Origin of the sequence: Nocardia sp. NPDC049737, assembly GCF_040674755.1 — a bacterium.
GTDB lineage: Bacteria > Actinomycetota > Actinomycetes > Mycobacteriales > Mycobacteriaceae > Nocardia.
In genome coordinates, this window is record NZ_JBFANH010000031.1 from 38,244 (window position 1) to 61,928 (window position 23,685).

General features: G+C 66.0%; 14 protein-coding genes. 3 read left to right on the top strand and 11 right to left on the bottom strand.

Features of this window, described 5'->3' with window-relative positions:
• Positions 1–29: 29 nt before the first annotated feature.
• From AB0J47_RS33545 to AB0J47_RS33590, 10 genes are all read right to left on the bottom strand, one after another.
• A complete protein-coding gene (locus tag AB0J47_RS33545; protein ID WP_364355470.1) occupies positions 30–794 on the bottom strand; it encodes an ABC transporter permease in 765 nt (254 codons plus the stop codon).
• The gene (locus AB0J47_RS33550; RefSeq protein WP_364355473.1) at positions 791–1,555 is read right to left on the bottom strand and encodes an ABC transporter permease; all 765 of its coding nucleotides are present in this window, start codon (positions 1,553–1,555) and stop codon (positions 791–793) included. Before AB0J47_RS33550 ends, AB0J47_RS33545 begins: the two co-directional genes overlap by 4 nt.
• Positions 1,552–2,508: an ATP-binding cassette domain-containing protein gene (locus AB0J47_RS33555; protein ID WP_364355476.1), complete on the bottom strand. Its 957-nt coding sequence runs from the start codon at positions 2,506–2,508 to the stop codon at positions 1,552–1,554. The genes AB0J47_RS33550 and AB0J47_RS33555 overlap by 4 nt, the downstream gene beginning before the upstream one ends.
• Positions 2,505–7,112: an amino acid adenylation domain-containing protein gene (locus AB0J47_RS33560; RefSeq protein WP_364355479.1), complete on the bottom strand. Its 4,608-nt coding sequence runs from the start codon at positions 7,110–7,112 to the stop codon at positions 2,505–2,507. The genes AB0J47_RS33555 and AB0J47_RS33560 overlap by 4 nt, the downstream gene beginning before the upstream one ends.
• A gap of 70 nt (positions 7,113–7,182) precedes the next feature.
• Positions 7,183–13,194, bottom strand: coding sequence for an amino acid adenylation domain-containing protein (locus AB0J47_RS33565; protein ID WP_364355482.1), 6,012 nt, complete (start codon positions 13,192–13,194; stop codon positions 7,183–7,185).
• A gap of 14 nt (positions 13,195–13,208) precedes the next feature.
• Complete coding sequence (gene nbtC / locus AB0J47_RS33570; protein WP_364355485.1) at positions 13,209–16,292, bottom strand: nocobactin polyketide synthase NbtC; 3,084 nt, start codon at positions 16,290–16,292, stop codon at positions 13,209–13,211.
• Positions 16,285–17,601, bottom strand: coding sequence for a polyketide synthase (locus tag AB0J47_RS33575; protein WP_364355488.1), 1,317 nt, complete (start codon positions 17,599–17,601; stop codon positions 16,285–16,287). The genes nbtC and AB0J47_RS33575 overlap by 8 nt, the downstream gene beginning before the upstream one ends.
• Complete coding sequence (locus AB0J47_RS33580) at positions 17,598–18,380, bottom strand: alpha/beta fold hydrolase (protein ID WP_364355491.1); 783 nt, start codon at positions 18,378–18,380, stop codon at positions 17,598–17,600. Before AB0J47_RS33580 ends, AB0J47_RS33575 begins: the two co-directional genes overlap by 4 nt.
• A 174-nt stretch (positions 18,381–18,554) precedes the next feature.
• A complete protein-coding gene (locus AB0J47_RS33585) occupies positions 18,555–19,490 on the bottom strand; it encodes a methionyl-tRNA formyltransferase (protein ID WP_364355494.1) in 936 nt (311 codons plus the stop codon).
• Positions 19,491–19,531: 41 nt separating this feature from the next.
• Positions 19,532–20,854 carry a SidA/IucD/PvdA family monooxygenase gene (locus AB0J47_RS33590; protein ID WP_364355497.1) on the bottom strand — a complete coding sequence of 441 codons (1,323 nt, stop codon included), beginning with the start codon at positions 20,852–20,854 and terminating at the stop codon, positions 19,532–19,534.
• Between the two features lie 143 nt (positions 20,855–20,997).
• Between AB0J47_RS33590 and AB0J47_RS33595 the strand changes: the two genes are divergently transcribed.
• Positions 20,998–21,489: a hypothetical protein gene (locus AB0J47_RS33595; RefSeq protein WP_364355500.1), complete on the top strand. Its 492-nt coding sequence runs from the start codon at positions 20,998–21,000 to the stop codon at positions 21,487–21,489.
• Positions 21,490–21,612: 123 nt separating this feature from the next.
• Positions 21,613–22,314 carry a siderophore-interacting protein gene (locus AB0J47_RS33600; RefSeq protein ID WP_364355503.1) on the top strand — a complete coding sequence of 234 codons (702 nt, stop codon included), beginning with the start codon at positions 21,613–21,615 and terminating at the stop codon, positions 22,312–22,314.
• Positions 22,315–22,475: 161 nt separating this feature from the next.
• On the opposite strand, the gene AB0J47_RS33605 is transcribed toward AB0J47_RS33600, so the two are convergent.
• Entirely contained in the window at positions 22,476–22,895 is a 420-nt protein-coding gene (locus AB0J47_RS33605; RefSeq protein ID WP_364355506.1) for a MerR family transcriptional regulator, read from the bottom strand.
• Positions 22,896–22,923: 28 nt separating this feature from the next.
• On the opposite strand from AB0J47_RS33605, the gene AB0J47_RS33610 reads away from it, so the two are divergent.
• Positions 22,924–23,613, top strand: a complete 690-nt coding sequence (locus AB0J47_RS33610; RefSeq protein ID WP_364355509.1) for a methyltransferase domain-containing protein — start codon at positions 22,924–22,926, stop codon at positions 23,611–23,613.
• Positions 23,614–23,685: the final 72 nt, after the last annotated feature.

Genomic DNA, 23,685 nt, shown 5'->3' on the forward strand with positions numbered 1-23,685 from the left:
TCAACTGGCCGCCCCACTCAATGGACTGGTCAGCTCTCCGCGGCCTTGCGGTAGCCGCGAACCGCGAAGGCGCCGAAGACCAGCGCAAGCCCTGCGGACCAGGCGACGGTCTGCAGCAGCGGGGTGGCGATGGGACCGCCGATCGTGCAGCCGCGCATTGCCTCGATGGCGCAGCTCATCGGCTGGACGCGCACCACCGGCTGCAGCCAACCCGGGTAGTTCTCCACTGGCACGAAGCCGGAATTGAAGAACAACCCGAGCAGCACGAGTGCCGAAAACAATTGCACGACCTTGTCGCCCGCCTTGCTGACGGCGACCGTGATCACCATGGTGGCGAAGCCGGGAATCAGCAGCACCGGAACCGCGAGCGCACCGAGCACGCCGGGCCAGCCCTGCTCGAAGCGCAATCCGAGCGCCACGCCGAGGGCGACCACGATGATCGTCGCGATCAGCGTCCGTCCGCATTCGGCGAGCAGTCTGCCGATCAGTCCGGCCGCGCGGTGCACCGGCAGCACCCAGATGCGCCGCAGCAGACCGCTTTCCCGCTCCGCGTACAGCGACAGTCCGGTGCCCATGGCACCGTACATCGCGCCGGTGACCGCGATCATCGGGACGAAACCGTAGATGGCGTCCACGCCGGACGATGCGCTGAGGAATTTGTGGAGCACCAGTTGGTACATCAACAGCAGCAGCACCGGCAGGATCAGCGTCGAGGTCAGCACCTCCTGCTCACGCGGCCAGCGGCGCAGCAGTCGGCCCGTTTCGACGAAGCTCTGGTCGATCAGTGTTTTCACGGCCGCCGCCTTTCCACCAAGACCGAGATCGCGGTGAACGCCATGATCAGACCGAGAATCCAGACCGCCGCTATCGCGACGGCCGAGGTGGATTCGCCATTGGCCAGATCGCGCAGGGCGGCAGCGGCCTGGGACACCGGCTGATTGCGGACGAAGGGCTGGATCCAACCCGGAAACCCCTCGGCCGGAACGAGACCCGTGGACATCATGATGAGCAGAAGTTGCGGTGCCAGCAGCGCGGATGCGCCGATTTCCGGCCTACCGGTGGCGACGCCGAGTGTGTCGGCGCCGATCACCAGTGCCACGGCAAAGGCCAGCGACAGTGCGATGAAGACGAGAGCCGCTGTACCGCTGTGGAATCGGAATCCGAAGATCGCGCCGATGACCAGCGCTCCGGCTAGTCCGGCCAGCGCGCGAACCAGGTTCGCGGACATTCGGGCGGCCAGCGGGACCCAGGATTTGACCGGCATGGATCGCATGCGGGTTCCCATGCCGCTGAAAGTGTCTCGGGCGGCGCGGTCGCCCGCCGACATGGCAGTGAAGAACATGCCCTGCAGCACGATTACCGGCAGCAGGTACTGAGCGTAGTCCGCGCCGGTCTGCTCCATCGACTTGCGCAGTGGGACATAGAAACAGACGAAGAAGATCATCGGCGCGATGAAGCCGAAGGGCAGATCACCCTCGCGGACCGCCGCGCGCACGGTGCGCCCGCTCAGCGCGGTCCATTGCATTCCGGCGGGAATGGTGACTGATTCGGTCATGCGGTCACCAGCCCCGGTTCATCGGTGGTGAGCTTGATGAAGACCTCGTCGAGTGAGGGTCTGCGCAGGGCGATATCGATGAGTTCGATACCGGCTTCGGTAATGCGGCGCAGCGCTTCGGCCAGTGTGGCGGCACCGTCGGGGGCCGGAAGCGAAACCCGGTCCTTGGATTCGGCGACCGTCACCGTGCCGAGGCCGCCCAGCGCGGTTACCACGGCGGGCAAGTCACCGGCATCGACCGGCACGACCTCACAGTAGCTCGAACCCGAACGTGCCTTGAGTTCGTCCGCGGTGCCCTCGGCGATCACGCGGCCCTTATCGATGACGATGATGTTGTCGCTCAACGCATCCGCCTCCTCGAGGTACTGCGTCGTGAGCAGGATTGTCACACCCTGTTCCGCGAGCGAACGCACCAGCGACCAAACCCTCTGTCTACTCACCGGATCCAGGCCGGTGGTGGGTTCGTCGAGAAAGACGACCTTGGGCAGGCGCACCAGGCCGCAGGCGATATCGATGCGCCTGCGCATACCGCCGGAATAGCCGCCGACGCGACGATCGGCCGCCTCGGTGAGATCGAACTGTTCGAGCAGTTCGGTGGCGCGGACCTTGGCCTGCTTCGGACGCAGACCCATCAGACGACCGAAGAGGACGAGGTTCTCCCGACCGGTCAGCACCTCATCGAGCGCCGCGTACTGGCCCGTGAGCATGATAGATGCCCGCACAGCCGCGGCCTCACGCACGACGTCGTGGCCCGCAACCAGGGCGCGGCCCGCATCGGGCTTGGTGAGCGTCGACAGGATGGAGACCGTGGTGGTCTTGCCCGCGCCGTTCGGACCGAGCACGCCGAGCACACTTCCGGCGGGCGCCGAGAAGGTCAGGCCGCGCACGGCATGGACGTCGCCGAAGGACTTGCGAACGTCCTCGACCACGATGGCGTTTTCGATCGCGTTCATCGTTCTCCCGGAGTTGCGCTTGGTATGGCGGCGGCCACTGCGGTAACGCAGCGCTGCCAGATCGTTGCGAAACGGTCGATCTCGGTGGTGTCGAAAAGTGCGTCGCTCCAGCGGAACAGGGTGGCCAGCTGGGGTCCGTCGGCGCCGGGGTAGACGGCGACGACGAGGTCGAGTGCGTAGCGCAGCGGCATTTCCGGTTCGGGGGCGACCGGAAGCCGTTGGTGCAGGGTGAGATCGGTGATCGGGGTCCATGGGCCCGATGTGCCTGCGGCGAGGTCCATTCGCCCCAGGTAGTCGAGCATTACCTGCGGGTCCGTGTGCGGTTCGGTGTCGCCGTAGCGAAGTAGGCCGTAGTCCAAGCCCTTGTTCGGGACGCTGTCCAGCTGTGCTGCGACGGCTTTCAGCAGGCCTGCTGCTTCGGCCGGATCGGATTCGGCGCGGGAGATGTCGAGTGTCGAGCCCGCACCGACGCGCAGTGGATAGACGGTGGTGAACCAGCCGACGGTGCGCGAGGTGTCGACGGTGCGCGAGGTGTCGGCGTTGCCGACAGTGCGCGAGGTGTCGGCGTTGCCGACAGTGCGCGAGGTGTCGGCGTTGCCGACGGTGCGCGAGGTGTCGGCATTGCCGACGGTGGCATCCTCGCGGCCGTGGCCCTCGAGGGCGACCAGTGTGCCGGTCGAGCCGTCCTGGTTGCGTTGGGCTCGCCAAGTCGTGACCGCGATTGTCAGTGCGGTGAGCAGCAATTCGTGCATGCTGAGGTCGGTTCCGAGGCCGTCGAGGATGCGGCGGGTGATGTTTGTCGGCGTGAACGATGGCGTGAGGCGGTAGGAGGACCAGGTGTCTCGGGTCGGATCCGGGTGCCGCAGTCCGAGTTCTGGATCGGGGCCGGTTAATTGGTTGGTCCAGAAGTCACGTTGTGCTGTTACTTCAGGTGCGGTGCGGCGCTTGTCGAGTAGTTCCGCCCAAGTGCGATACCCAGTGAATTCTGGTGCGACAGTGAGGGTTTGCCCGTCAAGGAGATGCGACCACGCGTCGGCGAGATCCGCGAAGATGATGTGCCAGGAGACCGGGTCCACCGCGAGGTGGTGGATCGACAGCAACAGCACATCTGGGCCTGCGAAGCGGACGGCCTGAATCATGGTGCCCGTCTTCGGATCGATGCGGTCGATCGCCGCTCGCGCATGCTCCTCGAGTGCGGGGCCGAAGTCACCGGAGACCTGAACCTCGTGGAGGATATCAGCGGCGCGCACGCTGCCCTGTGCTCTGGTTTCGAACCTGTCTTCGGTCGTTGACAGTTGGCCGCGCAGCATGTCGTGTCCATCGAGGAGTGCCTGCAGCACCGCTTCCAACCCGACTCGATCCAACTCGGCGGGTAGCGATACCAGTGTGGAGAGTGCGAGCCTGCGGAAGCCGCCGTACTCGTACATCCAGGACATGATCGGTGTCGGGAGCACCGCACCGACCGCAGTTGGCGTGTTCTCCTGCTGTGCCGCACAGGAATCGATGGCGGCCGCCAGATCGCGGACGGTGCGGTTGGTCATGACCATGGCGGGGCTGATCGAGAGTCCCGCGCGTCGCACGGCGTTTACCAGGGAGATGGCAACAATGCTGTCCATGCCGAGTTCGATGAAATCGTCATCGATGCCGGGTGTGGTCCCGCCCAGTGTCTCCGCGAGCGCGCGGCACAGGGTTCGCTCGGTATCGGTGCTCGGCAGGGTGCGCTGAGCCGAACCTTGCAGCGCCTCCAGCCCAAGAGCATGCAGAGCGCGGACATCGAGTTTGCCGTTAGGGGTGACCGGTAGCTCGGGCAGCGAAATGACCCGCGCCGGAACCATATATGCAGGCAGGCGCTCGGCAAGTCCGGCGCGCAAGTTGGCCGAATCAGCACCGACCGCGAAGGCGAGGAGACTCGGGCCACTCGGCCGCCGCACAACCAGTACGGCGCCCGCGCGGACCTGCGGAAGCTGCAGCAAAGCTGTTTCGATATCGCCGATTTCGATCCGGTAGCCGCGAATCTTGACCTGGTCATCGATGCGGCCGCGGTAAGCGAGATCGCCATTCGGCAACTGCCGCACCAGATCACCTGTGCGATACATGCGGGCACCGGGTCGGAATGGGTCGGCGACGAAGCGGCCCGCGGTGATGGCGGCCTTGCCGATATAGCCGCGTGCCACCTGAGCGCCCGACAAATACAACTCACCGATGACACCGCGCGGCACCGGCCGCAGCATGGCATCGAAGACATAGGCGGACATGCGATCCACCGGTCCGCCGATGGTGGGCTGGGCACTGCCCGACTCGCTGCGACCGGTATTCACCGTCGCGACCACCGCCTCGACCGTGGTCTCGGTGGGGCCGTAGCAGTTGTAGACCGCGGTGCCCGGCAGCGCGCGCAGTTGCTCCCACATGGGCGTACCGATGGCCTCGCCGCCGAGGGCGAGCACGGTCAGCCGCTCACCGTCCACTAGGCCGGCGGCCGAGAGCTGGGTGAACATGGACGGCGAGGTGTCGATCATATCGATCTCGTGCCGGACGATGCCGTCGACGAGGCCCTGCGCATCGCGCATTTCGGTCTCGTCGAACAGGTGGACGGCGTGGCCGTCGAACAGGCCGATCATGGGCTGCCAGGAGGCGTCGAAGCTCAGCGACCAGGCATGTGCGATGCGCAGTCGGCGGCCGAGTCGGGTCACTGCCGGGCGGTAGACGCGGTCGCGGTGGTCGGTGAAGTAGCTGGTCAGAGCGGCGTTTGTGGCGATGACACCCTTGGGTTCGCCGGTTGAGCCGGAGGTGAAGATCAAGTACGCGGCGGTCTGTGGGGGAACCGGGTGGTAGGACGGGATGGGGTGGTTTGCGATTCTTTCGGCTACGGCCGGCTCGTCGAGTACCAGAACGGGACGCGCGGTCTCGCCGAGCAGCGGGGCAGACTCGGCGACCGTCAGTACGAGTTTCGGGTCCGCCTGGCGCAGGATGGATTCGATGCGTGCTGCGGGTGCCGAGATATCTACCGGCACATAGGCTCCGCCGGCTTCCAGTACGGCGAGGATCGCGACGATAGACCTGCCCGATCGCGGTAGCGCAAGGGCGACAACGGTTTCCGGACCGATACCGCCGGCGATCAGCTCATTGGCCAGTTGCCCGGCGGCTGCACGCAATTCACGGTAGGTGTAGCGATCCGAACCGGCGCTCAGGGCGATCGCATCCGGAGTGTCGGCGACCTGGTTCAGGAAGAGCTCGTAAGCCGTCCCATTAGCGTCGACCTGCTTCGCGGCCACGGTAACCTTCTCATCGGCCAGCAGCAGGTCCAGCGAATCAGGGCTCGAATCACCATGATCGGGCAATTGACGCAGCACCGACAGTATCCGCTCGCCGATATCGGCGATCGGGAAGTGCGGCAGGGCTTCGGCAATCGCCTCGAGCATGACGACGAGTGTGCCGTCGTTCAAATGCGACACCACCGAAAGCGGATAGTGCACCAGACTTTCCATCGCCACTGGCAGGAACCGGGTGCCGCTCGCGGTGACGATCGGATCGGTGGCCGCACCGATGGGCGCGTTCTCGAAGACGAACAGCACGTCGAACAGCGCACCGTGACCGGCGGCCCGCTGAATGGTCGACAGGCTCACACATCCCGCATCCCGCATGGCCGCCGATTCGCGCTGTAGCTGCGCGCATTGCTCGGCGACGGTGCGGGTTCGGTCGATGAGGACGCGCGCGGGCACCGTATTGATGAACAGTCCGATCATCGTTTCGACGCCGGGCAGTGCATCCGGACGGCCGGAAATGGTGGTGCCGAAGACGACATCATGTCGATCGGTGAGTCTGCCGAGGACGACGGCCCAGGCGAATTGGACGACCGTGCTCATGGTCAGGCCGTTAGACCGTGCCCATCGCACCAGCCGCGCGGTTTCGGCATTGCCCAGGCTGAATCGGCTGCGGCGTGGAATCGCCGCGCCGATTTCGGTCGCCGCACTACCGGCCAGCATGAGCGGACCGCTCAGCGGCGCAAGGTATTCGGACCAGCGTCGGGTAATGGCCGCGGTGTCCTGCACGGCGAGCCAGCCGATGTAATCGCGGTACGGCCGTGCCGGTGGCAGCGAATCCGCCTGTCCCCCGGCTTCATACACCGCCATCAGCTCGCGGAAGAACACCGCGACCGCCCAGCCGTCCATCAGGATGTGGTGCGCGGTCACGATCATCCGGCGCCGCTCGTCGGGAAGCGTTACCAGCGTGATGCGCAGGGCCGGACCGCGAGAAAGATCGAACCGCCGTTGCCGGTCGGCCGCGGCGATGGTATCGAATTCCGCCGGAAGCGCCGAGATTTCGAACCAGGGCAGATCCACCCAGGTCGGGACGATCTGCACCGGCCTGGGCAGATCTTTATCCCAGAACGCGGCCCGCAGATTGGCGTGCCGCTGCAGGATTGCTTCGCTGCTGCGGCGCAACATCGGCACGTCGATCGGACCGCCGATATCGATGACGAACTGCATGGTGTACAGATCGACCCCGTCGGCGGCCAACCGCGCCAACGCGAACAGCCCCTCCTGTAGTGGGCTGAGCGCGAGCACATCCTCGATTTCGGCCGGGACGCTCCGGTCCACAGTCATCGCAACGCCTTTCGGCCCGAGGTCATCGTATCGCCGCACGTCGGGCCAGCCGCTCGGAAGTAGTCGCCTTTCATTGCGACTGCTTCCAAGCCGCGCCCAAGGCGGCCAGCGCGTCCGAGCTGAGGCCGGATACGCTCATCGCGGCATGTTGGCGCTGATCAGGTTCTGCTGGTTGGGCCGTATCGGGATGGCCGTCATCGCCGTTCGCGTCGGCTGCCACACCGAAGGTGTCGCCGATGGTCGTTGTCACCCCCGCAGCCACCGCCTCGTCGACCGCGGCCGCGAGTTCGGCGATGGTGAGGTGCTCGAATACCAGCTGTGGAGACAGTGGGAGGCCGAGCTGATTGGCGCGTGCCGACCACTGAATGGAGATCACGCTGTCGCCGCCGAGTGCGAAGAAGCCGTCATCGGCGGCGACATCCTCGATTTCCAGCAACTCCTCGAGGATTGCGATGAGCTGCTGCTCGGTCTCTGTCTGCTCGGCAGCGGAAGATGCTGTACCTGTGGCGGTTTCAACAGTGCCACCGGGCCTGGTCGCGAACACGAGTCGTCCTGCGGTGTCCCAACGCGCCCGCTGTTCGGTGCGGAACAATCGAGCTCCCGGCAGGTACGGGTCGTCGATGAATGCTTTTGCCGAATCCTCGACGTACCCCTCGGCAAGTCCGGCCCCACCGACGTACACGTCGCCGTCGACGCCGGGCGCAACCGGTCGCCGGGCTTGATCCAGCACCAACACCCGCGCACCCGGAATGGGACGCGCACGTCCGCTTCCGTCGACCGCCCCGCGCGCCACCGCGCCCGCGTACTCCGGAATCCGGAAGTCGAAGGTCGCGACCGAACCGGCCGCGAGCGCAGGCAGTAGATCGGGAAGCGCTGGGGGCCAATCGGTTCCGATGACCTCCCAGCTGCGCACCGACGGCAACATGGAGACGCCGGTCTGCACGAACCGCGACAGCGTGATGGGATCGGCAACCACATGGGTTACCGAATGTGCCCCGATCAGCTCGACCAGCGCGACCGGATCTTCGTGTTGCGGTTCGGTGGCGAGGATCAGCGTCGCCCCGTCGGCGAGCGCAGCCAGCAACTCGACCGCGATCTCGGGTCCGGACCAGAGTGCGGCGACCAGTCGAACATCCGCCGAACCCGTTGCCCGATCCAGCGATTCGCTGCGGCGCTCAGCGGCGATGGCCCGTCGATCGGCTACCACGGCCGCCACAGCCTCGCGGCCGAGCACAACGTGCGAAACCGCGATAGTTCCATCGGTATTCGCTACCGCGTCCAGTGCGGCAAGCCGTCGCACCACCCCCGCCGCCGAAGCGCCATCGGGCACCTGTGTCACGCCTCGATCGAGCTGTTCGAATAGCTCGCCATAGGTGAGTGTCTCGGTACCGCAGCGCAGAGCGATCCGATCGGCCGGAACACCGCGACCACGCCGGATCAGCTCGGCAAGGCCCGGTATCCAGGTCAGCTCCACACCGGTGGCCCATTCACCGAGGACCCGTTGCCGCTCGGCGGCGGGCATCACGTCGAGTTCGCCGACGGTGCTGTCGGGAGTTTCGGCGAAGGCTGTGAGTACCCGAAGCATGCGCTGCGCGAACAACTCTCCGGTCGCGGGCTCATACAGATCGGTATTCACGATGACACTGGCATCGAAGCCGCCGTCGGATCCCGCGAAGAAATTGATGCTGAGATCCAGCAGCGAGGTGTCGAAATCCAAAGGCAATACCGTCAGTGCGGTGTGCGCGTCCAAACCCCGACCCGCGCCGTCCCAGTTCTCCTCGCGGAAGTGCATCATGGCCTGGAACAGCGGGTTCCTGGACCGGGACCGAGCCGGATTCAGCGCGTCGACCAGGCGTTCCATCGGGATATCCTGGTTGCTGTACGCGCCGAGTGCAGTATCGCGGGAGCGCTCCAGCACGGTCCGCAGCGTCGGATCGCCGGATAGGTCATTGCGCAGCACCACCATATTGGCGAGCAGTCCGACCAACTCGGCCGCGGCCGGATCGACCCGACCCGCGATCGGCGTGCCGAGCGGAATATCCACACCCGCACCGAGTTTGTGCAGCAGCGTCGCGACAGCGGCCTGGTAGAGCATGAACTCGCTGCCCCCGCTCGCCTCGGCGAGCGCCTTCAGCTTGCCGCGCAGGGCGGCGGGGACCGCGAACGGCACTACATGTCCGTTCTTGCCGAGTATGGCGGGACGCGGGCGGTCCAGAGCGACATTGATCTCGTCCGGCAGGTCGGCGAGTGTGTCGCGCCAGTAATCCACCTGCGCACCGAGCGAATCGACCACATCGCGCTGCCACAGTGCATAGTCGGCGTACTGAATGTCGAGGGGCGTCCAGTCCGGAGCAGCGCCCGCGGTGCGAGCACGGTAGGCGGTGGCGAGATCGTCCAGAATCGTCCGGAACGACCAGTGATCGGCCACCAAATGGTGCACGAGCAGCGAGAGCACGTGAGTCCTGTTGTCCAGCATGAAGACTCGCGGTCGAATCAGCAGCTCGGTATCGACCGCGAAGCAGTGACCACCGGCTGCGGCGAGTTCTGCGCGCAGTTTTTCCGGATCGTCCAGCTGCGTCACCGGCACAGCTATCGGCCCTGCGGGCAGCACCAATTGATATGGCATGCCGCCGTTCTCGGGAAAAACGGTGCGCAGCACCTCGTGCCGTGCAACGACGTCGGCGAGCGCGGCAGTCAGCGCATCGAGATCCAGCCGACCGTCGACCCGAACCGCGAATGGGATATTGCCGATCGCACTCGGCCCCTCCAGCTTGCGCTGGAACCACAACGCGAGCTGCGAGTACGACAGCGGAATATGATCGGGCCGTTCGCGTTTCAGCAGTGGGCGCACAGCGGCAGTGACCCGCGCCGGTGTAGCTTCGATCTGTGCGGCAAGTCCCGCGACGGTCGGGGTATCGAACGGTGCGCGCACATCGATCTCGACGCCGAATTCGGTGCGAATCCGCACGACCAGGCGGGTGGCAAGCAGCGAATGCCCGCCGAGTTCGAAGAAGGAATCGTCCGCGCCGATCTGCTCGCGGCCGAAGATCTGCGCGAACAGGCCGGCCAGACGGATTTCGGTGGCGGTGCTCGGCTCCCGGTAGCGGTGGCTGGTGGCGCGTTCCGGATCCGGCAGCGCACGACGGTCGAGTTTGCCGTGTACGGTCAGCGGGATCTCGTCGATCACCGCGAAGGCGCTCGGCACCATGTAGTCCGGCAGCGTCGCGGCGGCATGTCCGCGGACCTCGTCCATATCGAGCGTCGACGCCGAAAATCCTTTGGCCGCAACCACATATGCGGCCAACATCGCACCGACCGCCGCATCCTCGACCGCGATGACGACACAGTGTCCGACACCCGGATACGACGCGATGGCCGCCTCCACCTCGCCGAGTTCGATCCGGAAGCCACGCACCTTGACCTGCTCATCGGCCCGGCCGACGAATTCGATCTCACCATTGGCATTGCGCCGGGCGAGATCTCCGGTCCGATACAGCCGAGCGCCCGGCGCGAACGGATCGGCGACGAAGCGCTCCGCTGTCAACCCACGCCGATTCAGGTAGCCTCGCGCCAATTGCGCTCCGCCCAAATAGATCTCACCGACAACACCCGGTGGCACCAGCTGCAGCGCCGCATCGAGCAGGTACACCGTGACGTTCTGATTCGGCACACCGATCGGCACGATCCGGGTGCCCTGCGGGCCTTCCACATTCATATGCGTCGCGCACACAACTGCCTCGGTCGGGCCGTAATGATTGCGCAGCTCGGCATCGAAGACACCGGCGAACTTGTCGGCCACCTCACCGGGCAGCGCCTCACCACCCACCGGAACATGCCGCAGCGCACGCCATTCGCTCACCTCCGGCAGCAGCAGGAAGGTGCTCAACATCGACGGCACCATATGCAGCACCGTGACCCCGCAGCGGGTGATCAACTCGGCGACGTAGGGAATATCGCGGAAGGCATCGGGCTTCGGGATGACCAGCCGGGCGCCGAGCGTCAGCGTCACGAAGATATCGAGCAGGGAGGCATCGAAGCTGACCGAAGAGGACTGCAGCAGCCGGTCCTCGGCGGTCATACTCCATTCCGCGACGAAGCCAGCGAGATGTTCGGCGATCGCGGCGTGGGATACCGGGACGCCCTTGGGCTTTCCGGTGGACCCGGAGGTGTAGATGACATACGCGAGATGGCCGGGCAGCAGCGGCCGCACCCGGTCCGCATCGCCAGGATCGGTATCCGGGAGTCCGCCGACCGCGGCTTCGGCGGTATCCAGTTCGACCCGACCGAGCACCAGTCGGGGTGCGGCGTCCTCGGTCAGGTAGTCGATGCGGTCGTCCGGGTAGGCCGGATCGATCGGTAGATAGGCCGCACCGGCTTTTAGCACGCCCAGCACCGCGACCACGAACTCCACCGAATTCGACAGCCGCAGCCCGACGATGTCTTCGGTACCGAGTCCCTGCCCGATCAGCCAGTGCGCCAAGCGATTGGCGCGCCGATTCAGTTCGGCGTAGGTGAGTTCGGTGTCGCGTTCCGCAGGGGCGACAATGGCGAGCGCATCGGGCGTTGCCGCGACCTGATTTTCGAAGAGCGCGACCATGGTGGTCGGTTCCGCCTCGACAATCGGGCCGTGCGACAGCGCGAGGATCGCGGCGCGATCGGCCGCGCCGAGCATATCGATATCACCGAGCCTGCGATCGGGATTCGCGAGTGCGTTGTCCAGCAACTGCAGGTAGTGGTCGAGCAGCTGTTCCACCAGGGCGCGGTCCAGATCGGCGATCCGGTATTCGGCCTCCAGATAAGCGCCATCGGCTTCCGTGACTACGGTCAGCCCCAGCGGAACCTGCGCCACCGCACTGCCGAGATCGAGCAGTGTCGCCTCGACACCTGCCAGGTCGAATCCCTGTGCGCTCCTGCGCACCCCGAAGCCGAGTCGGACCAGCTGTTCCAACCCGTCCCGGCCACCGATGCGATCCGGATTCGCCTCGCGCACAACGCGATCGATGCCGACATTCTGATGCGCGAAGGCACCGACGCAGGTGTCGCGAATGGTTTCGGTGAAGCGGGCGAAGTTGTCTTCGGCACCGATGGTGGCGCGCAGCAGCAGCGTATTGCCGAAATAGCCGATCAACGAGCCGGCGGTGCCATCGCGGCGCACGGTAACCGGGACCGATACCAGGAAATCCGTGGCCGCGGTGTAGCGATGGATCACCGCGTCATAGGCGGCCAGCCACACCATGAAAGGGGTGGCGCCGTGCGCACGCGCGAAGGCCTCCACGCGGCCGACGAGCTCCCCGGGCAGCGACAGGGTGCACCGGTCGGACTGCTTCGCCGCAGCCGTGGCGACCGTGGCTGGACCGGGGAGTTCCAGGGCTTCCGGTAGCGGGCGCAGGGTTGTACGCCAATAGTCGATATCGGTTTTGTCAGTGAGATCGCCGAAAACCGCGACGTCGACGAATTGCGCACGGTCGGACTGGACGGGCTCGGCACGGTAAGCGGCATTGAGCTCGGTGAAGAAGACAGCCCACGAGTCGTCATCCCAGCTGATGTGATGCGCTACCAGCAGCAAAGCGAATTCATCGGCACCGATGCGCACCAGGCTGACGCGCAACGGCGACTCGGTCGCGAGATCGAACGGTCGGCCGAATTCCCGGCGAGCCAGCACTTCCAGCCTGCGTGACCGGCCGGTCTCCGGCATATCGGTCAGATCGTGCCTCTGCCAATACAATTCGAGATCCGAGCGGACGGTCTGGTACGGCTCGCCGTTCTCGTCCAACCCGTAGGTGGTGCGCAGAATGTCGTGGGCGTTTACCACGGCCGTGACCGCATCGCGCAGCCGTGCCTCGTCGAGCGCACCCGTCAGCCGATAGGCCACACAGATATTGAGGGTGGTGTCCTCCGGATCACGCGTCTGCAGAAACCACATGCGCCGCTGTCCGGCCGAAAGCGGATGACGTTCACCGGGTTTCGATCTCCGAATGGGCGCGGCCTCGGAAACCGGTGCGGTCAGCCCACTTTCGGCCAAACGCTGGCGCAGCAGCGCCTTCCGGCGGTCCAGCACGCTGGCCGGCTCGTTGTTCGACATCGTCAATCCCTCGCCTAGACGTTGCTGTCGGCCATCAGGCGCACGACGTCGTCCAACGACGCGCCGCCCAGAATGGCCGCCACCGGAAGATCGCGGTTCAGTTCGGCCTGCACCCGCTTGCGGAAGTCCAACGCCTGCAGCGAATCCAGACCGAGCGCCACCAGCGGCACCGAGCTGTCGATGGCGTCGAGCCCATCGGCGCCCATCACCTTGCCCAGTTCGATGCGCACCTGATCGGACAGTGAACCGGCGAATGGCACGACCCCCTCCGGCACGACCACGACGGCAGGGGCAGCGACTCTGGGCTCGACCCGCGGCGGTGCCGGTTCCACTTGCGCGAGCACATCGGCGAGCAGCGGACCCCAGCCGACCGCCGAAATGATGTCGTTCAGCTGCGACCAATCGGCCGCCATCACAATGCGATTGCTGGGCCGTCCGATTTCTGCGTACTCGGTGAAACCGACGGCGAGCGCGTCACGCGGGTCCATGGACTGGCCGCCCGCGGCGGCGATCCGATCCACGCCGACCGCATGCAGTGGGCCTTCGAGATCCCAGATACCCCATTGCATCGCAACGGCATTCGTGCCAGCCGCACGCAAACGCATGGCCAGCACATCGAGCATGCGGTTGACCGTGGCGTAGAGAATCTGCCCGCGACCGCCGAAGGTAGCCGCCGCGGACGAGCAGATGACAATCCGGGCGTCAGCGGCCACCGGTAACAGCCGTAGCAGATGGTCGGTGCCGATGATCTTCGATGCCGCCATCTCGAACAGCTTTTCGGCGGTCACATCGGTGAGTTCGGCGCGCACATAGTTGACTGCGGCGTGTACCAGCATGGTCGCCGGTGTGTCGGCCAGCGCGGCGGCGAGCTCGCGCACGCTGGATTCGTCGCCGACATCGCACGCGACAACCGCGACCGCGGCGGTGCCTACCTGTCGGATAACCCGCAATCGGCCTGCGACGGAATCGGTTTCGCCGGACCGGCTGAGCAGCGTGATCCGCCGCGCACCACGACCGGCGAAGTACTCGGCGAACTTCAGGCCCAGGGTGCCGGTCCCGCCGACGATGACGACGTGCTCGAGCTCCGCATCATCCGGAACTCCGCCAGCCGGTTCGAGTTCCACCTCGAGCCGCTTGGCATAGAGTCCGCCCGCGCGCAATGCCAGCTGCGGTTCGTCCTTGGCATGCAGCGCGCGCACCATCTTGGCGGCCTGCCCCGCATCGGCGGCGTCGAGGTCGAGGTGTCGGAAGGCGGTGCCGATATTCTCCAGTCCGATGCAGCGGAATCCGGCGGAGACCGCGCCGTGGAACAGGTGTGGTGCCGGGTCGTCGGCGACCGCGGCCTCACCGCGGACGGTCACCAGCCAGCAGTCGGTGACCGTGGCATCCAGAGCGGGCAGCCACCGCGCGTCATAGAACCGCGCCAGTTCCGCGATCGCGGCGGGCCCGTCCAGATCGGGCAACTCCGGCAGCAGCACGACGATCGAGTCGTAGTCGGCGGTGTCGGCGGGCCGATCGGGATCGTAAATCGCCGCGCCGCCGCCGTGATTATGAGCCGCGGTGCACAGCGCCGCCGCGAGTTCGGCGCACTGACCGGTGTGATCGACGACGAGCATTGTGCGCGGCGAAATCAGCGAACGACGCTCGAGCCGCACCCAGTGCTCCGCCAGCCGGGTCGCAGTGTGCTCGGGGGCGACCGGCGTCGTCGTCCGGTAGGGAGCCCACAGTCGCTGCGGATTCAGCACGGTATTGGGGAAGTCGCGCAGCGGCAAACGCACCGTGTCCGAATCGGATTCGACCCGCAATGCATCCCATCGGTAGTTCAGGTCGTGCACCGCGACGGTTGCCAGGTTGCGGGTGAACTCACCGAGTCCCGCCGCCGTGCGCAGCGAGGTTCCGATCACCCGGAATTCGCGCTGCGGCCGGGCCGGATCCGGACGCACCGTGCTCAGGTTCTCCTGAATGGCCAACTGCAGCATGGGATGTTCCGACATCTCGACGAAGGTGTCGACGTCGGCGGTGGCCGCCGTGATCGCCCGATCGAACCGGACCCGGTTGCGCAGATTCCAATACCAGTACTGGTCGTGCCGCAAATCGGGCGTAATTGTCGTGCCGAGTGTCGCACCGTAGCAAGGGATTTCGGTCGCGATGAAGTTCGGCCCGCTCATTTCGTCGCCGAGCGCCGCTTCCAGTCCCTTCCGATACTCGCTGACCACCGAGGTGTGCGCCGGATACGCGACGCGGATTTCCTTGGCGAACTGCCCCCGCGCGGTCGCGGTCGCCACCATATCGACGATGGTCTCGCGATCACCCGAAATGGCCAGGATATGTGCCGAATTGACCACCGACAGCTCGGCCCAGCCGGAGTGCCTGGCCAGCAGCGCCTCACACTGATCGCGGTCCATGCCCAGCACCGCCATCGAGTAGCCGCGCGGCGAAAGCTGATCGACGGCCAGGGCCCGATGCGTCACCGCGAGCACCGAATCCCGCAGCGTCATGATTCCCGATACCGCACCGGCGGCCAGCTCGCCCTGACTATGTCCGATCGTCGCGGCGGGTTCGACACCGGCCGCGCGCCACATGGCGGCCAAGGCGTACATCTGGAACATCAACGCAGGCTGGAGCACCCGCACGTGGTCTTCGAACCGATCATCGTCGCCGAGCAGATAGTGCAGCGGCTCCCGGTGACCGAAGCGCTCCTCGAAGATCGCGGTGCATTCATCTACCGCGCGACGGAAGCTCGGGGAGATCTCGTAGAAGAGTTTGCCCATGCCCGGCCGCTGACTGCCCTGTCCAGGGAAAACGAATCCGATGCCGCGCGCGGTGGCGACGCCGGCTGTCACCGCAGGATGTTCGGCGCCAGCGACGATCGCTCGCAACGCGTCGAGGAGGCAGTCGCGGTTGCCGACCATCGCGAGCGCCCGCCGCCGACGTGCCATCCGAGTGCGAAACAGCGTGTCCGCCACCCGCTCCGGGGTCACGCCGGGATGCCGCTGCAGGTATCCCAGAATCGCCGCCGCCTCGCCGCGCAGCCCATCTGCCGTATCGGAGGACAGCAGCACCGGGACGGTTCCGTCCGGAAGTCGGTAATCAGGCATCGATTTCCTCCAGCACGGGCATCGCCAAGATCGCGTGCGCATTGGTGCCCGCGACGCCGAACGAGGAGACGGCGCCGTAGCGGACGCCGTCGGCGGGGTCCCAGGGTTCGAGTTTCGTGGCCAACCGCAGGCTGGTGGCGTCCCAATCGACCTCGGTGGTCGGATTGTCCGCGTAGAGGCTCGGCGCGATCTGACCGTTCGCGCCGCTCAGCAGCATCTTGATCAGGCCGAGCACGCCCGAGGCGGCCTGTGCGTGGCCCATATTCGACTTCACCGAGCCGAGTCGCGGGCCATCGGTGCCGCGGTCGCCGCCGCCGTAGGACCGTGCGAGGGCGGTCAACTCGAGCGGGTCGCCGACCGGTGTTCCCGTGCCGTGTCCTTCGATCAGCCCGATGTCATCCGGCCGAATTTCAGCCGCCGCCAGGGTTTTCTCGATCAGCCGCTGCTGTGCCGCCGCGCTGGGTACCGCGAGCGGTGCCCCCTTGCCGTTGTGGTTGACCCGGGTGGCGAGCACGCGGCCGTAGATGCGGTGGCCGAGTCCGCGTGCGCGCGACTCGTGTTCGACAACGACCACACCGGCCCCCTCAGCCCACAGCGTGCCGGTCGCGTCGGCGGCGTAGGCGCGACAGTGTCCGTCCACGGCGAGCGCGTTGTTCTTGGCGAACTCGAAAAATGCCGCGGGCGAGCCCATGACACAGACGCCACCGGCCAGCGCCCAATCGCATTCACCGGCACGTACGGCATTGGCAGCCAGGTGCAATGCGGTCAGCGATGACGCGCAGGCGGTATCGGTGGTCAGCGAGGGCCCGATCAGTCCGAGACTGTGCGAAATCCGACCGGCCACCGCGCCGAGGGCCGTCCCGGTGGCCCGGTATCCGGAGTACTCGGTGACCACACCGGACTGCGGCCCGTATTCATTGATGGACGCGCCCATATAGCAGCCGACCTCGGCGCCATCCAGCGCCCCCGGATTGATGCCCGCGTTCTCCAGCGCCCGCCAGGCCACCCGCAGCGCGACCCGCTGCTGTGGATCCATCGAAATAGCCTCGCGCGGCGTGATACCGAAGAACATCGGGTCGAATTCGGTTGCCTCCGAGAGGAACCCACCGGCATCGGCGACCCGGCTCCACCCTGCGGTGCGGTGCAGCGCAAGCAACTCCTCGATCGGCCATTCCCGATCGCGCGGGAATGGTCCGATGAGTTCGCGCGATTCGGCAAGCGCCGACCAGAAGTCGGGCAGCGTCTCGATCCCGCCCGGCGCCTCGACGGCCATACCCGAGATGACGATCGGATCCGTTTCCGTACTCATCCGACGCGATCCAGCTCGGGCGCAAGCAATTCCGCGATACCGGCGGCATTGTCGTTCAGATAGAAATGCCCGCCGTCGAAGATGGTGACGTCGATTTCCTGTGCGCTGTGATTGGACCAGCCGTACAGCTCACGCGGCGTGATGAGGTGATCCTCGGCCCCGCCGAGCACGTGAATCTTGGCCTCCACTCGGACATCCACCGGGCAGCTATAGGCATCGAAGGCCCGGTAATCGGCCTTCACCACCGGCAGCGCCATCCGCATCACCTCGCGGCTGCCGAGCACATCCGCGCCGGTGCCCTCCAGCGCGCCGAGGTGGTCGAGGATCTGCTCGTCCTCGGTCGGATGCGGCGGCAAGTCGACCGCCCGACCCGGCGAGACCGCAGCGGACGGCGCGAGTAACCGCACCTCCAGTCCGGCCGCCTCGGCATTGCGCACCAGTTCGAAGGCCACCATCGCGCCCATGCTGTGGCCGAAGACCGTCAGCGGCAGACCGCGATTGTGTTCGGAGCTATGGAATTCCGCGAACGCACCGGCGGCGAGTTCGGGCAGCGTGGCGAGTGCCGCCTCGCGGGCGCGGTCCTGGCGACCCGGGTACTGGAAGATCAGGACGTTGAAGTGTTCGCTGAGCACCTTCGACAACGCGCGATAGGTGGACGCGCCGCTACCCGCGTGCGGGCAGATCAACAATGGCGGGCGTGCTGTGCCGACCTGCGAGCAGCCGCTAGCGGCGAAGCGGGGCTGGTGGAATTGCCGGATCCATCCGAGATTTGCTGGCATTTCTTGACTCCTGCGCTCCCGCCGGACGTCCCGGCGCAATGCTCGCGCCAGGCGTCATTCAATCGGCGGCGTACAACACCCCCCGGCTCGCTGCACTGATCTTTGGTTACTTCTGAACGGTCACTCGATATTAGTGTAGCCTACCCTAACAAGTCTAGGTCGACTCCCCCTGCGTCACTGATCGGTGAGATACCCACCGCGCGTGAAGAATTCCGCGGCCGAATGGTCGGTGCCGTCCTCGGTGCGAATCCGGGTGAGCACCAAGCCGCGATTGCGCCCGCGATGGGCCTCCGGACCACAAACCACCGCGCCGCCACCCTCCTGCACGATCACCCGGCCGGGCGTCCCGCCGTAGCGCGCCTCGGAAACCGCCGCCTCGAGCACCTCGATCCGCTCGCCGCGGTAGTAGGTGAACGCGCGCGGGTACGGCTCGGACAGTGCGCGCACGAAACGCTCCAGATCGACGGCGGACCAGCTCCAGTCGATGCGGCTGTCCCGCTCGGAACGCTTGTGGAAGTAGGTGCGCTCGGATTTGCGCTGCGGCTTCCATTGCGCGGTACCGAATTCCAGGGCGTGCAGCGCTTCCCGCAGCGCGCCTGGGATGAGTTCCATACCGCGCAGCACCAATTCGGTACCGGTATCGGTGGGGCCGATGGGCAATGCGCGTTGCACCAGGATGTCGCCGGTGTCCAAGCCCTCGTCCATCCGATGCACGGTCAGGCCCGTCTCGGACTCGCCGCTGATCAACGCCCACAGCACCGGCGAGAAGCCGGTGAACTTGGGCAGCAGCGAATCGTGCAGGTTAAGGGTGCCGTGCGGAGGCAGGTTGTAGAGTTCGGCGGGCATCCAGGTGTACCAACTGTTCACCACGATGACGTCCGGTTCGGCCCGCTTCACCAGATCGATGGTCTCGGCATCGGCCCGTTCGGTCAGATGCACCGGAATGCGGTGCTCACGGGCGAGGTCCTCGACCGAATCCGACCAGATCCCCTTGTAGGAGTCGGCACTTGCCGGATGGGTGACCGCGAGCACGACCTCGTGTTCCGAATCGATCAGTGCCTGCAGGGTTTTACGGCCCCAGGTCTGGAAGCCGAACGAGACGATGCGCATGAAAACCTCACGTAGATGTATTTGGGGATATCGAGGCCGAGTCAGCCCAGTCGAGGGGCCGCACCCCGTCGCGCACCGACCACCTGACGCGCCGGCGCCGTACGCAATACCCGATCCGAGAGTTCGCCTAAGCAGCTGAGATTCGGGAACCCGGGCCCCTGCGCGATGGCCGCCATATTCGGCAGATAGAGCTTCGCGTCCAGACCGGAAACCGCCAGGTCGTAGCCGATCGAGGCCTCCAGCCTGGCTTGGGTCAACGGACCGCCGACGGCGAGTTCGAGTAGGTCGGCGGCATCGGAATCGAAGAGCTCCAGGAACCACAGCGGCTGCCCGCCGGTCGCGTCGACCACCAGGTCGAAGTTGTGCACTTGATCCGGACGGCGGTCATTGCGCAGCGTCACCGCCACGCCGTCGCCCTGTTCGGCCACCCGCACGACCCGCCCCTGCAGATGGTGCACGCGGTTGTCGCCGATCACGCTCTCCTGCACGCGAACCGAGAAGACGCCGCGGTCGGTGCGCCGGATGACATCGCGGCGCTCGTCCATGCTCAGCGCGTTCCACTTGGTCGGATCGCTGAAGAGCGCGTTCTCGAAATAGCTTTCACCGCGGGTGTAGATGGTGGCTTTGGGCGTGATCACCGAGATGGTCAGCATGTCGTGCCGGACCAACTCGTCCAGCGCCGAACCCGCGGTTTCGCCGCCGCCGATCACCGCGACCCGCGAGGAGACCGGCAGCGCGCGTTTGCCTGCCAGGTTCCAGAACTCGGCGATGCTGAGCACCCGGGGGTGTTCGGCCAGGGCCCGACCGCTGTTGCCCGGACCTGTGATCATCAGTGCGTCCGTATCGATCTGGGTGATCACAGCAGTGTTGTTTCGAGCGACCTGCGAACAGTCGCTAGCGGCGGCGTCGGTCACCGAAACCAACCACCCATCGGCCGCCGCGGCGACCGAATCCACTGTTCCGAGGACCAATTCGAGATCGATCGCGCGGGCCACCCACTGCAGATATTTGGCCCATACGTGGTGGTGCGGGCTCGGGCGGCCGCGGTCGATCCATTCGGCGTAGGTGCCGTGCTCGACCAGGAACGAGGTCCAGCTGTAGGCCATCATCGCCTCGTCGATGGCCCGGTTGTGCCCGCGCGCCCAGGTCGAGTGGTACGGGAACCCGATGTCCTTCTCCGGACTGGTTCCGAGCCGGTGCTGTCCGTCGGTCCAGCCGCCGCTCGGCAGCCAGTTGCCGCCGACGGCATGCGCCTCGACGACGATCACGCGCGGGGCAGCGAGCCCCAATTTCCGCAGGACGTGCGCTTTTGCCGCCACCGCAAGGGCTTTCGGCCCTGCTCCGACTACCAATAGTGTGTCCACGGTTCTCCTGCGTTCGATCCAGGGGCGGGAGCCAGGGTCACCTAACTTCCAACTTTCAGCTTTGCATAGGCTTACCTTATATTGCACTGTAGTGCCAGTCCCGGACCGGCACACTCCCGGCAAACGAACGATTGGATGATCCGATGCTCAGCACCAGAAATAGGCCGGTGGCACGCCTTGCCACCGCGGCCTTCTCGCTCACCGCGGCCGCCATGGTCGGCGCATTCGGCACCGTCGCCACCGTGGCCCCGGCCATCGCCGCGCCCATCGGCGCGCCGATGCGGACCGCCACCCCCGGCCTGGGCGAGTTGAAGGCCAAGCTGCAACTGGTGCTCAACACCGGCGCTTCGCGCTCCGCCCGCGCGGCCGAGCTCGAGGCGGGCGAGGCCGGTCTGAGCCTGGTCGACCAGGTCGGCGGCGCGATGGCCTCGGCCCCGCCGAGCTTCCGCTGGGATGTCCTCGGCCCGGTCAATGTCTCCGGCGATCTGCTCACCGCCCAGCTGACCACCGCCATCGACGGCTGGGACCCCTGGTACTTCGACCTGTCCTGGAAGCAGATCGATGGCACCTGGAAGCTGACCCGCGAGGCCGAATGCACCATCGCGAGCGTCGCGATGCTGCCCTGCAACCTGTAATCGCCTGCGCCACGCGCGAGTTGGCCCCGAGGTAGCTCACCACCCCGGGGCCACACGGCCATTCGGAGTCGTTTCATCGGACACCCCAGGACATCAGAGTATGTTTAGGCTAACCTTAGCTGCATGGGTAGAGGCTTCGAAGGGTTGCTGCTGAAGGCGTGGCGCGCCGAGGATTACCGGCTCACGGTGACTTCGACCGAGTACATCAGCGACAAATACATGCGGCTCGGATTCGATGCCGGCGGACTGCTCACCGATCATCCGGTGCACCCGACGCAATGGGTGCGGCTGTGGATTCCGAATGATGAGCGCGAGCACCAGCGTGGCTACACGCTGGTCGATCCCGATCCGGCCGGGAACAAATTCTCGATCGAATTCGCGGTGCACCACGGGCCCGCCTCGATGTGGGCGCAGCAGGCGGCCGTCGGCGACCAGATCGACGTCTCGGTGCTCGGCTCGGATTTCCAACTGCCCGAGCCACTCCCGAGCGAGTTCGTCATCTTCGGCGATACCGCATCGCTGCCCGCCATCAATTCGCTGCTCGACGCGATCGGCGATGTGCCTGCCCGGGTCTGGCTGGAATGGCAATACGAATCCGATACCGGGCTCCCGGTGCGCAATAAGCCGCACCACCAGGTGAAATGGGTGCAGCGGATCGATAACGGTCGATTGCTGCGCGAGCAGGCCAACGAAATGCAGTGCCCGAACGACGCTTTCGCCTGGGTCGCGTGTGACGGCCACACCACGCGTTCGATCGTCAAGGCGCTGAAGACCACCCACGGGCTGCCGAAAACCGCCATCAAATACCGCGCTTATTGGAAGTAGTCATCCTCGGGGATGACACCGGACTCGTATCCGATCCGGCGAGCCGTGGCTTCGTCGTACTCGCCATCGACCATCTCTACGAGGTGGCGGTCACCGAACTCGCGAATGGCACCGTCGCGAGCGGCCGCCGGTCACCCGAATATCCACCGCGTGCCCATCCCTTAGAGCGCATCTGGGAACTCGGGGTTCGGTGGCAGGCTGCTCGCCGAGGGCAGCAGTCGATCAGCCAAAAGTCCCTGGAATCGCGGGCAGGTCATGATGTCGTCGTACGGGCATTCGCCCTCGAGCATGTCGAGTGCGGCCTGCGCCCGGGCAATCCGTGCCAGCAGCCGCTCGCGGTGGCGGACCGTCACCTCATGACGGGCCGGTGCGGACCGAGCGGCCAGCATCGTGCGGATATCGGCGAGTCCGAAGCCCGCCTCCTTCGAGATCAGGATCGCCGCCACCCGGTGCAGATCCGCGTCGGTGTAGCGGCGACGGACACCCGCGCGGGCCGGTGTCAGCAGTCCTTCGGCCTCCCAATATCGCAGCACGTGTGTCGGCAAGCCGAACTGAGCCGCCACCTCGCCGATTGACTTCATGTCGACATTAAGTCGCACAATGGCGGCCATGTCCACATTGCTCACTCTGCTCGACACCTTCGATGACCTACCCCAGGTCCGTAACCTGCGAGAACACACCTACGAAGGGCTTGGCGACACCGTTGTCGACGTCGGCTGCGGGAGCGGACGCGCCGTCGGCGAGTTGGCTGCCCGCCGAGTGCGGGCCATCGGCGTCGACCTGGACCCCGCCATGATCGAGATCGCCAGCGAGCGCTGGCCCACAGGTGAGTTCCATATCGCCGACGCCACCGCGTTGCCTCTCGATGACGGCTCGGTCACCGGCTACCGCGCCGACAAGGTCCTGCACACCCTCGACGAGCCCGAGCGAGCCCTCGTCGAGGCCCGCCGGGTCCTGGCCGGCAACGGTCGCGCGGTGCTCATCGGCCAGGACTGGGACACCTTCGTGATCGACTCCGACGAGCCCGAACTCACCCGCACGCTGGTCCACGCTCGCGCGGACGGTATGCCCAACCCGCGAGTCGCCCGCCGATACCGGAACCTCCTGCTGGACAACGGGTTCGTCGAGGTTACCGTCGCTGTCCACACGATCGTGTGGACAGATGCCACGGCCCTGCCGGTGCTCGCCGGCATCGCAGGAGAAGGCACGTGGCTCGAAGACCAAGCCACCAGGGCACGCAACGATCGGCTGTTCGTCGCCGTCCCTATCGTTCTCGCCTCTGGGAGGCGCGGCGATTGAGAACCAGTTCGCCGTCGTCGGCGAAATGGCCTGCCATATCGGGACCCCACCCAGCCATCACCGGAGCAGCCA